Raw genomic sequence first — 10368 nt, 5'->3', positions numbered from 1 at the left:
GTCGCCCTGGGCACTGGTGGTCTCTTACACCACCGTTTCACCCTTACCCAGCACCGAAGTGCTGGGCGGTTTGCTTTCTGTGGCACTGTCCCGCGAGTCGCCTCGGGTGGCCGTTAGCCACCACCCTGCCCTGTGGAGCCCGGACGTTCCTCGGGAAGCCCCCTGGGGGAACTCCACGCGGCCGTCCGCCCGGCTCGTCTGCCGTGGCGACCATGTTACCGGGCGCCGGCCTCGTCTCGTTCCGGGCGGGGGTCCGGACCGCCGCGGCGGAACAGCCGGCGGGTGGCGGCCGGGGCCTCGGGGCCCGCCGGCACCGGGCCCGCCAACCCCTTCGGTGCCGAGGTCAGCGTCGCCAGCACCGATCCCGCCAGGATGAGGGTGAAGGCCACGGCGATGGTCACGGTGAAGCTCTCGCCGAGGAACAGCGCTCCCGCCGCCACCGCCACCGCCGGGTTGACGTACGTGATCACCGTGGAGCGGGTCGGGCCGATCTCCTTGATGAGTTCCAGGAAGGCGACGAAGGCCACCGCCGTGCAGAGGACGCCCAGGGCGAGGAGGGACAGGAGCGCGTTCGTGGAGGGCATGGCGGTGGGCCGGGTGGCCGCCGCCGCGGGGGCGTAGACCAGGGCCGCCAGGGTCAGGCAGGGGGCGATCAGCTGCAGGGTCGGGACGTCCTTCAGGCGGCGGGCCGCGATGAGGGGTGCGGTCGCGTAGCCGATCACGGTGAGCAGCACCTCGCCGAGGGAGCGGGCGTCGCCGCCGGTCAGGTGGGGGACGGTCAGGACTCCGACGCCCGCCAGGCCGATCAGGAGGCCGGTGATCCGGCGGGCACCCAGGTGTTCGCGCTCGCCGCCGAAGTACCTCGCCGCCACCACGCCCACGATCGGCACGCCCGCTATCAGCAGACCCGCCGTCGAGCTGGAGAGGTGGCGTTCGGCGTCCGTGAGGGTGAACCACGGGCCCAGGATCTCTATGCAGGCGAAGGCCAGCATCGGGCGCCAGTGGGCGCGGAGGGTGCCCAGCAGGCCGCCCTGGCGGATCGCCAGGGGGAGGAGGAGCAGGGCGCCTACCGCGCACCGCGCGAACACCACCATGGACGGGGACACCTCGTCCACCGCCACCTTGATCATCAGATAGGGGATGCCCCAGACCACTCCCATCAGGGAGAACAACATCCAGCCGCGTGCAGTCATGCGGCAAGCATCGGGCTCAGACCCGGGCCGCGTCTTGAACGCTGTTGCGGTACGCCGCCGGGGTCACCCCCAGCACCCTGCGGAACCAGCGGGTCAGATGGGCCTGGTCGGCGAAACCCACCGACGTCGCCACCTCCGCGGGGCGCAGGCCCGCCTCCAGCAGGCCACGCGCGCGGTCCACCCGGTACTGGGCCAGCCAGGCGTACGGCGGGACGCCCATCGTCGTACGGAAGGCCCTCAGGAGCTGGTAGCGGGAGAGGCCGAGGTCTGCGGCCAGGTCGGCGAGAGAGGGCGGGGCCGTGAGTTCGTCGGCCAGGCGGTCGCGGACCAGGAGGGCGACCCCGCCGGCGCCGGGGACGCGGTCCGGTGCCGGGCGGGCCGTCGAGTGGCGGTGGGACAGGGCCGTCAGCAGCCAGGGGAGGCGGGACTCGGCCTCCAGGGGGTCGGGGCAGGCGGCGAGGTCCGTGTGGGCGTGCCGGAAGGCCGCGGCCAGCTCCGGGTCGTTCACCACGGGGTCGCGGAAGTGCGGGGTGCCGAGGGTCAGGGTGCCGTCCGACAGCAGGGACGGGGTCGCGTACAGGGCGCGGTAGGCGTAGCCGTCGGTCGGCGTGGCCGGACCGCCGGTGTGCATCTCGCCGGGTGCCAGTACGACGATCGAGCCGGGGCCGGTGCTGATGTGGCCGCCCCGGTAGGCGATCACCTCCGAGCCGCCGACACAGACTCCTATCGAGAACTCGGCGTGCGTGTGCGGGGCGTACACGTGCTTGTCGAACCGCGCCGTCAGCATGTCGAGCGACGGGCCGCAGCGGCCCAGTCTCGCCCTCGTCCACCGTGCCTGTTCGGCCATCTCGGCACCCCCCTTGCGTCAAGAGTGCAACGTCCCCGGCCCCGTTTCCATGCCCCGGGCCGGGGCCGCAGGGAAAGTCACGCGCCCGGGAAAGTCATGCGTCGGGGAAGGTCACGCGCCGGGGAACATCCGCTCCAGGCCGTCGAAGGCCGCCGCCATCCGCTCCCGGTGGTCCACCGCGACCTCCTCGTACGGCACCCCCGCGAGCTCGTCCCGTACGGAGACCACGCACACCGAGCGGTAGGCGGCGACGGTCACGGCCGCCGTCAGGTCCGGATCGGCGACGCCGGCCTCGGCGAGGGCTCCGGCCAGCGCCCGTTCCACCTCCTCCGCGCCCTCCCTGGCCCGGGACAGCAGCGCGGACGAGTCGGCGACGACGAACCAGAAGCCCGCGAAGCCCTTCCCCACGCCGCCCAGCGGATGCCCCGCGTCGATGAACCGGAAGGCCAGGCGGCGCAGGGCCGTGAGCGGGGACTCGGCGGGCGCGCGGTCCCGTACCGCCCCGGCGAAGGCCGCGACGGCCTCCGGGATGCGGTCCAGGAACAGGTCCTCCTTGCGCGGGAAGTAGTTGAAGACGGTCATCGCCGAGACGCCGGCCGCCCGTGCGACCTCGGCGACGGTCACCCGGTCGAAGCCGTGCTCCCGGAACATCACCGTCGCGACGTTCGAGATCCGCTGCCGCGTCTCCCGCTTCTTGCGCTCCCGCAGGGATTCCCCCGGCCTGTCCCCTGGTCTGTTCTCGTCGATCACAAGAAAACTATAGCCGCTCGAAACTTTTAGTGACTACAGTGAAGCCATGACGATGACGACAGAAGCCAAGAGCGACTACGACGTGGTGGTGGTCGGCGGCGGGCCCGTCGGCCTCTTCCTCGCCGGCGAGCTGCGCCTCGGCGGCGCGAGCGTGCTGGTCGTGGAGCGGCTGGCCGAGGTGGACGAGACCATCAAGGCGGGCGGGATCAACACGGCGGGCGCGGTGGCGCTCTACCGGCGGGGGATGCTGCCCGACCTGGCGGCCGCCTGGGAGAGGAACCGGTGGCGGATGCGGGCCTTCCTCGGGGACGGGAGCGCCGACGCGCCCCGCACTCCCCCGAAGTTCGCCGGGCACTTCGCCGGGATCATGATGCGCGGCGACCTCTTCGACCCGACCGACCCGGCGTTCGCGGACATCGGCCCCGCCGACGGCGTGGGGCTCGGCGTTCCGCAGGTCGAGCTGGAGCGGATCCTGGGCGCCCGTGCCGAACGGCTCGGTGTCGAGGTCCGCCGGGGCGTGGCCCTGGCCGGGTTCGACGCCGACGACGCCGCAGTGGTCGTACACCTCGCCGACGGCGCACAGGTCAGGGCGGGCTGGCTGGTGGGGTGCGACGGCGGGCGCAGCACCGTCCGCAAGCTCGCCGGGTTCGACTTCCCCGGCACGGAACCGGAGATCACCGGCTATCAGGCGGTCGTGGAGATGACCGGGAGCGAGCGGCTCGGGACGGGGTGGAACACGACGGACGTGGGGACGTACGTCAACGGGCCCTTCCCGGGCCGGATCCTCACCGTCGAGTTCGACGGCCCGCCCGCCGACCTCCCCCACGCTCGGCTTCGCTCGCGCGGGGGGACCCCCATCGCGCCCGTCACCGCCGAGGAGCTCCAGGCCTCCCTGCGCCGGGTGTCTGGGGTGGAGGAGGTGACCGTCCACAAGGTGCTCACCTCCACCCGGTTCACGGACAACGCCCGGCAGGCGAGCACCTACCGCGAGGGCCGGGTGCTGCTCGCCGGGGACGCGGCGCACGTGCACTCGCCGTTCGGCGGCCAGGGGCTCAACCTCGGGCTCGGCGACGCCATGAACCTCGGCTGGAAGCTCGCCGCCGTGGTGCGCGGGTCGGCCCCCGACTCCCTGCTGGACAGCTACACCGCCGAACGGCACCCCGTCGGCGCCTGGGTGCTCGACTGGACCCGCGCCCAGATCGCCGTGATGCGCCCCGACCGGCACGCCCGCGCCCTGCGCCGGGTGGTCACCGACCTGGCACTGACGACGACCGGGACGACGTACCTCGTCCAGCAGATCTCCGGCGTCCGGCAGCACCACGAGCTGCCCGGCGACCACCCTTTGACCGGCCTGAACGCCCCTGACCTGGAACTCTCCGACGGCACCCGGCTCGGCGACCACCTGCACGGCGGCCGGGCCGTGCTCCTCGACCTCGCCGACGACCCCAAGCTGCGCGCCCTCGCGGAGGGGTACGCCGACCGGGTCGACGTGCTGACCGTCGCCTGCCCCGGGCGTCCGGGGCTGACCGGTCTGCTCGTCCGGCCGGACGGCTTCGTCGCCTGGGCCGCGGACGAGGGCGACGTCGACAGGGACGACGTCGAGGACGTCCTCACCCGCTGGTTCGTCGCCGCCTGACCCTCGTACGAAGGCTCACGCGGGCGTGAACCGGATCTTCGCCGTGCCCGGGTCGGCCTCGGTCAGCCGCACCGGCAGCCGCTCGCCCAGGGGAAGGGGCGTCCCGTTCTCGATCCGGCCTATGACGGCGGGCTCCTGCAGCAGCACCCGGCCCACGGTCGGCCGGTGCTCCTCGACCTCCACCACGCAGCCGTCGAAGACCTCCCCGACCCGGTCCTTGAGCAGGGCCGCCTCGACGATGTCGACGCACTCCCGCTCGACCGTGCCCGCCCGCCGCGAGCCCTCGGCCATCTCCTTGGGCAGCGTGTCCAGGCCGGTGAGGACCCAGTCGGGCGGGGTCTCGTCGGCCGCCGCCGCGAGGCAGATCTCGGACGCGTAGCGGTCGGCGAGGCGGCGCAGGGGCGCGGTGCAGTGGGCGTAGGGGGCGGCCACGGCCGCGTGGGTGGTGGCCGCGGGCAGGGCGCCGTCCCGGAAGACCGTGTAGCCGGCACCGCGCAGCAGGGTCGTGCACTCCTGGAGGAAGGCGGCGTGGCGGGGGCGACGCGGGTTCAGGGAGCGGATCAGCGCCGCGTACGAGACGTGGTGCGGCCACTCGATGCGCAGGGCCCGCGCGGTACGGCGCAGCCGGGCCACGGCGCCGTCGGGGGCGGTCGGCAGGGTGCGCAGGACGCCGGTGCCGTGGGCCAGCATCATCTCGGCGGCGGCCATGCCGGTGAGCAGGGAGATCTGGGCGTTCCAGGCGTCGGCGGGCAGCGGGGCGCGGTAGCCGAGCGCGTAGGTGTGGTCGTACTCGACTATCTCCTGCTCCGGTACGTTGAGCGAGATGCCGCCGCGCTCCGCCTCCAGCAGCTCGCGCGCCTCGCCGATCTCCCTGAGCAGTGCCACGGGTTCCTCGGCGGTGCCGTCGTCGATCCGCTGCTGCACGCCCGCGTAGTCGAGCTTGGCCCGGCTGCGTACGAGGGCCCGGCGGACGTCGGCGGCCCGGGTACGGCCCTCGGCGTCCAGGTCCACGGTCCACAGGACGGCCGGGCAGGTCTGGCCGGGGAGCAGGCTCGCCGCGCCCTCGCTCAGTACGGCGGGGTGCAGCGGGATCCGCTCGTCGGGGAAGTAGAGCGTGGTGACCCGGTGGTGCGCCTCCGAGTCCAGCGCGCCGCCCGGTACGACGAAGGCGGCGACGTCGGCGATGGCGTACCGGACGCGGTAGCCGCCGTCGTGCCGGGACAGGTGCATCGCCTGGTCGAGGTCCCGCGCGGTGGGCGGGTCGACCGTGAAGAAGGGGATGTCGGTCGCGTCGTGGGCGGGCACGGCCGGTGCCTTCGCGGCGTTCTCGGCCTCCGCGAGGACCTCGGGCGGAAAGCTCTCGGGGACGCCGAGCTCGGCCCGGAGCGCGGCGAGCGCGGCGCGCAGGGGGGCCTCGGGGGCACCGTGGACGCGGATGTGGCGGCGGGGCATAGGTCGAGCGTAGTCACATCGCCCCGCTCGGGCGTCTTACGCTGGCGCGAAGCGTCGGTGACGACCATCGGTCGCTCGATCACGAAGAGGAGTACGTGTGCTGGTCCTGCTGCCGCCCTCGGAAGGCAAGGCGTCCTCGGGTCGCGCGGCCCCGCTGAAGCCCGGGTCGCTGTCCCTGCCGGGGCTCGCGGACGCCCGCGAGGCCGTGCTCGCCGAACTGGTCGACCTGTGCACCGGCGACGAGGAGAAGGCCCGGGAGGTCCTCGGGCTGAGCGAGGGGCTGCGCGGCGAGGTCGCCAAGAACGCGCGGCTGCGGACGGCGGGCGCGCGGCCGGCCGGGGAGATCTACACCGGGGTGCTGTACGACGCCCTCGACCTGGCCTCCCTCGACCCGGCCGCGAAGCGGCGGGCGGCGCGGTCGCTGCTGGTGTTCTCGGGGTTGTGGGGCGCGGTCCGGGTGACCGACCGGATCCCGTCCTACCGCTGCTCGATGGGGGTGCGGCTGCCGGGGCTCGGTGCGCTGGGTACGTACTGGCGCAGGCCCATGGCCGAGGTGCTGCCGGAGGCGGCCGGGTCGGGGCTGGTGCTGGACCTGCGGTCGGCGGCCTACGCGGCGGCGTGGAAGCCGAAGGGGGAGGTGGCCTCGCGGACGGCGACGGTGCGGGTGCTGCACGCGCCGACGCGGAAGGTCGTCAGCCACTTCAACAAGGCGACCAAGGGGCGGATCGTACAGAGCCTGCTGACCGCCGGGGTCGCGCCGACCGGGCCGGGTGAGCTGGTGGAGGCGTTGCGGGAGCTGGGGTACGAGGTGGAGGTGGCGGCGCCCGCGAAGGCGGGGCAGGCCTGGGCGCTGGATGTGCTGGTTACGGAAGTTCACTGAGGTTAGAGCTTATAACTTTAGAAATAATCCCTAATTGCATCATGCGCAACGCCCTTTGCGGAGCCTGCATCGCCTCGGCAGGATGTTCCGCATGCCCGCCTCCCTGCTGGACCTCGCCCCCGTCGTGCCCGTCGTGGTGATCGAGGACGCCGCCGACGCCGTGCCGCTGGCGCGGGCGCTGGTGGCGGGCGGGCTGCCCGTGATCGAGGTGACGTTGCGGACCCCGGCGGCGCTCGACGCGATCCGCTCGATCGCGGGTGCGGTGCCGGACGCGGTGGTCGGCGCGGGGACCGTGCTCACCTCCGGGCAGGTCACGGAGTGCGTCGCGGCCGGAGCGCGGTTCCTGGTCAGCCCGGGGTGGACGGACGGGCTGCTGACGGCGCTGGCCGGGTCCGGGGTGCCGTTCCTGCCGGGGGTGTCGACCGTCTCCGAGGTGGTGGCGCTCCTGGAGCGCGGGGTGCGGGAGATGAAGTTCTTCCCGGCGCAGGCGGCCGGTGGCACGGCCTACCTGAGGTCCCTCGCGGGTCCGCTGCCGCAGGCCCGGTTCTGCCCGACGGGAGGGATCGGGCCGGACAGCGCGCCGGAGTACCTCGCCCTCCCCAACGTCGGCTGCGTCGGCGGCACCTGGATGGTCCCCGCGGATGCCGTGGCCGCCCGGGACTGGGCCCGCGTCGAGTCGCTGGCGCGGGCCGCGGCGGGGCTCGGGGGCGGTCACCCCGGGGGCGGCGTCAGGGACGCAGGTGGGACGTGTCGTTGAAGAGCCGGACGCTCGCGTTGCCGTCCGCGTAGTACGCCACCGCCGACAGCGAGGCCGCCGACAGTTCCATGCGGAACAGGGACTGCAGCGGGGCGCCGAGGGCGAGTTGCACGAACGTCTTGATCGGGGTGACGTGGGTGACGAGGAGGACGGTGCGGCCCGCGTGGGCCGCGATGAGCCGGTCCCTGGTGGCCGCGATCCGGGTGGCCGTCTCGGCGAAGCTCTCGCCGCCGCCGGTGGGGTGTGCCTCCGGGTCGGCGAGCCAGGTGGTGAGGTCGTCCGGGTGGCGTTCGCGGACCTCGCCGAAGGTGAGGCCCTCCCAGGCGCCGAAGTCGGTCTCCTTGAGCCCCTCGTCGATCGTGACGTCGAGACCGAGGCGGTCGGCGACGGCGGCCGCCGTCTGCCGGGTGCGGGTGAGGGGCGAGGCGAGGATCGTCTCGATCGTGCCGCGCCGGGCGAGTGCTTCGCCGACCCGGCGGGCCTGGTCCAGGCCGACGTCGGAGAGGGCGGGGTCGGTGCCGCCGCTGCCGGAGAAGCGTTTCTGGGGGGTGAGGGGGGTCTCGCCGTGGCGGAGGAGGACGAAGGTGGCGGGGGCGCCCATGTCGGGCGGTGCCCAGCCGGAGCTCGGCCGAGGTGCCGTCGCGACACGGCGCGCGGCGCGGGTGTCGGCAGGGGGTGCCTCGGCCGTCGTCACAGCGCCGGTGAGTGGGGGTTGCTCGCGCAGTTCCCCGCGCCCCTTGCGGGGCGCTCCTGTCGACGTCAGCTCAGCGGTCGACGCCGCGGCCGACCACTGCTCGCCCCGCTTGCCCGCGTCCATCGCCTCGTTCGCCAGGCGGTCGGCGTGCTTGTTCTCGGCTCTCGGGATCCACTCGTAGGTGACCCGGTCCGGCGGGAACACCCGGGACGCCTCCGTGGCCAGGGGCTTCATGTCGGGGTGCTTGATCTTCCAGCGGCCGGACATCTGCTCGACGACCAGCTTGGAGTCCATGCGGACGTGGACGGCGGCGGCCGGGTCCAGGGCGTGGGCCGCGCGCAGGCCCGCCAGCAGGCCGCGGTACTCGGCGACGTTGTTGGTGACGACGCCGAGGTATTCGGCCGCCTCCGCCAGCGTCTCACCGGTCGCCGCGTCGATGACCACGGCGCCGTAGCCGGCGGGACCCGGGTTGCCCCGGGATCCGCCGTCCGCCTCGACGATGAACTCCCTCGCCACGTATGCCCCTCAAGACCCTCGGGTGTGCGCTTCGGTGTGCTTCCTACAGACCGGACTCGGCCGTGCGCACCAGGATGCGGCGGCAGTTCTCGCAGCGGACCACCGTGTCGGGGGCGGCCGAGCGGATCTCGTTCAGCTCGGTGATGGCGAGCTCCTGGCGGCAGCCCTGGCAGCTGCGCGCGTACAGCTTGGCCGCGCCGATGCCGCCCTGCTGCCCGCGCAGCTTGTCGTAGAGCTTGAGCAGGTCCGCGGGGACGGCTGCGGCGATGGCCTCGCGCTCCTTGGTGACCGTCGCCGCCTCGGCGTCGATCTCCTCGGCCGCGGCGTCCCGCTTGGCACTCGCCTCGTCGATGCGGCCCTGCACCGCGCCGACCCGCTCGGACAGCTCCGCGACCCGCTCCTGCACGGACTCGCGGCGCTCCATCACCTCCAGGACGACGTCCTCCAGATCGCCCTGGCGCTTGGCGAGGGAGACGATCTCCCTCTGGAGGTTCTCCAGGTCCTTGGGCGAGGTGACCGCGCCGGAGTCCAGGCGCTGCTGGTCGCGGGCGGCGCGCTGACGCACCTGGTCCACGTCCTGCTCGGCCTTGGTCTGCTCACGGGCGGTGTCGCTCTCCTCGGTCTGCGCGGCGACCAGCAGGTCGCGCAGCTGGGTGAGGTCCTTGGTCAGCGACTCGATCTCGGCGTGCTCGGGCAGCGACTTCCGCTTGTGCGCCAGCTGCTGGAGGCGTACGTCCAGGGCCTGGACGTCGAGGAGTCGGATCTGGTCGGCGGGCGCTGCGTTCAGTTGGGGGCTCCAAGGGACGGTGAGTGGCTGGTCCAGGGGTCGGTGACCGTCCTGGAGACGTGCACGCGCAGGTCCCAGCCGTGGCGGTCGGAGATCTCGTCGAGCTGGGCCGCGGCCAGCTCGCACCAGGGCCATTCGGTGGCCCAGTGCGCCGCGTCGAGCAGCGCGAGGGGGCTGTGGGCGACCGCTTCGGACGCCGGGTGGTGGCGCAGGTCCGCGGTGAGGAAGGCGTCGACTCCGGCGGCGCGTACGACGTCGAAGAGGCTGTCGCCGGAGCCACCGCTGACGGCGACGGTGCGCACCAGGGCCTCGGGGTCGCCGGCGACGCGGATGCCCTGGGCGGTGGCGGGGAGCCGGGCCGCGGCGCGGTCCGCCAGCTCCCGGACGGTGACGGGGTGGTCCAGCTCGCAGACGCGGCCGAGGCCCCGGCGGCCCTCCGGGTCGGCGGGGTCCGGCACGAGGGGCCGTACGACCCGCAGGTCCAGGGCGCCCGCGAGCGCGTCGGAGACGCCGGGGTCGGCGGTGTCGGCGTTGGTGTGGGCGACGTGCAGCGCGATGTCGTTCTTGATGAGGGTGTGCACGACCCGGCCCTTGAAGTGGGTCGCCGCGACCGTCGTCGTCCCGCGCAGGTAGAGCGGGTGGTGGGTGACCAGCAGGTCGGCGCCGAGCTTCACCGACTCGTCGACGACGTCGCGCACCGGGTCGACGGCGAAGAGGACCCGGGTGACCTCCTGGCCGGGGTCGCCCACGACCGTGCCGACCGCGTCCCAGGACTCGGCCCGCTCGGGCGGCCACAGGGTCTCCAGCGCGGCGATGACTTCAGACAGACGGGGCACGGGGAAAGGCTACCTGCCTG

The 10368-nt window shown here is 73.7% G+C and carries 10 protein-coding genes and 1 other RNA gene; 3 read left to right on the top strand and 8 right to left on the bottom strand.

Annotation, left to right across the window (positions count from 1 at the left end):
* From rnpB to ABZ646_RS09570, 4 genes are all read right to left on the bottom strand, one after another.
* Positions 1-197: RNase P RNA component class A (rnpB, locus tag ABZ646_RS09585), an RNA gene on the bottom strand; the annotation flags it as partial.
* A gap of 18 nt (positions 198-215) precedes the next feature.
* Entirely contained in the window at positions 216-1193 is a 978-nt protein-coding gene (locus ABZ646_RS09580) for a DMT family transporter (RefSeq protein WP_360515133.1), read from the bottom strand.
* A gap of 16 nt (positions 1194-1209) precedes the next feature.
* Positions 1210-2040, bottom strand: coding sequence for an AraC family transcriptional regulator (locus tag ABZ646_RS09575; RefSeq protein WP_360515130.1), 831 nt, complete (start codon positions 2038-2040; stop codon positions 1210-1212).
* 111 nt (positions 2041-2151) lie between these two features.
* Complete coding sequence (locus tag ABZ646_RS09570; protein WP_360515127.1) at positions 2152-2790, bottom strand: TetR family transcriptional regulator; 639 nt, start codon at positions 2788-2790, stop codon at positions 2152-2154.
* Between the two features lie 46 nt (positions 2791-2836).
* Between ABZ646_RS09570 and ABZ646_RS09565 the strand changes: the two genes are divergently transcribed.
* The gene (locus ABZ646_RS09565; RefSeq protein ID WP_360515124.1) at positions 2837-4426 is read left to right on the top strand and encodes an FAD-dependent monooxygenase; all 1590 of its coding nucleotides are present in this window, start codon (positions 2837-2839) and stop codon (positions 4424-4426) included.
* Between the two features lie 15 nt (positions 4427-4441).
* On the opposite strand, the gene ABZ646_RS09560 is transcribed toward ABZ646_RS09565, so the two are convergent.
* Positions 4442-5878, bottom strand: a complete 1437-nt coding sequence (locus ABZ646_RS09560) for an RNB domain-containing ribonuclease (protein ID WP_360515121.1) — start codon at positions 5876-5878, stop codon at positions 4442-4444.
* A 97-nt stretch (positions 5879-5975) separates the two neighbouring features.
* Between ABZ646_RS09560 and yaaA the strand changes: the two genes are divergently transcribed.
* Positions 5976-6758, top strand: coding sequence for a peroxide stress protein YaaA (yaaA, locus tag ABZ646_RS09555; protein WP_360515118.1), 783 nt, complete (start codon positions 5976-5978; stop codon positions 6756-6758).
* 91 nt (positions 6759-6849) lie between these two features.
* Positions 6850-7515, top strand: coding sequence for a bifunctional 4-hydroxy-2-oxoglutarate aldolase/2-dehydro-3-deoxy-phosphogluconate aldolase (eda, locus tag ABZ646_RS09550; protein WP_360515115.1), 666 nt, complete (start codon positions 6850-6852; stop codon positions 7513-7515).
* On the opposite strand, the gene ABZ646_RS09545 is transcribed toward eda, so the two are convergent.
* From ABZ646_RS09545 to ABZ646_RS09535, 3 genes are read right to left on the bottom strand one after another with little or no spacing between them, the layout of a single operon-like run.
* The gene (locus ABZ646_RS09545; RefSeq protein ID WP_360515112.1) at positions 7487-8725 is read right to left on the bottom strand and encodes a bifunctional RNase H/acid phosphatase; all 1239 of its coding nucleotides are present in this window, start codon (positions 8723-8725) and stop codon (positions 7487-7489) included. The genes eda and ABZ646_RS09545 overlap by 29 nt on opposite strands.
* A gap of 43 nt (positions 8726-8768) precedes the next feature.
* Positions 8769-9512 (bottom strand): C4-type zinc ribbon domain-containing protein, encoded by a 744-nt coding sequence (locus ABZ646_RS09540; RefSeq protein WP_360515137.1) that lies wholly within the window; start codon positions 9510-9512, stop codon positions 8769-8771.
* The gene (locus ABZ646_RS09535) at positions 9509-10348 is read right to left on the bottom strand and encodes a Nif3-like dinuclear metal center hexameric protein (RefSeq protein ID WP_360515109.1); all 840 of its coding nucleotides are present in this window, start codon (positions 10346-10348) and stop codon (positions 9509-9511) included. Before ABZ646_RS09535 ends, ABZ646_RS09540 begins: the two co-directional genes overlap by 4 nt.
* Between the last annotated feature and the right edge of the window lie 20 nt (positions 10349-10368).

The organism is Streptomyces sp. NPDC007162 (assembly GCF_040634175.1).
GTDB lineage: Bacteria > Actinomycetota > Actinomycetes > Streptomycetales > Streptomycetaceae > Streptomyces.
This window is presented reverse-complemented; position numbering and strand designations above follow the sequence as displayed.

What these genes read in the sequence shown, in the direction of transcription:
- ABZ646_RS09580 (WP_360515133.1), bottom strand. Translation starts at nt 1,193, where the DNA reads ATGACTGCACGCGGCTGGATGTTGTTCTCCCTGATGGGAGTGGTCTGG.
- ABZ646_RS09575 (WP_360515130.1), bottom strand. Translation starts at nt 2,040, where the DNA reads ATGGCCGAACAGGCACGGTGGACGAGGGCGAGACTGGGCCGCTGCGGC.
- ABZ646_RS09565 (WP_360515124.1), top strand. Translation starts at nt 2,837, where the DNA reads ATGACGATGACGACAGAAGCCAAGAGCGACTACGACGTGGTGGTGGTC.
- ABZ646_RS09560 (WP_360515121.1), bottom strand. Translation starts at nt 5,878, where the DNA reads ATGCCCCGCCGCCACATCCGCGTCCACGGTGCCCCCGAGGCCCCCCTG.
- eda (WP_360515115.1), top strand. Translation starts at nt 6,850, where the DNA reads ATGCCCGCCTCCCTGCTGGACCTCGCCCCCGTCGTGCCCGTCGTGGTG.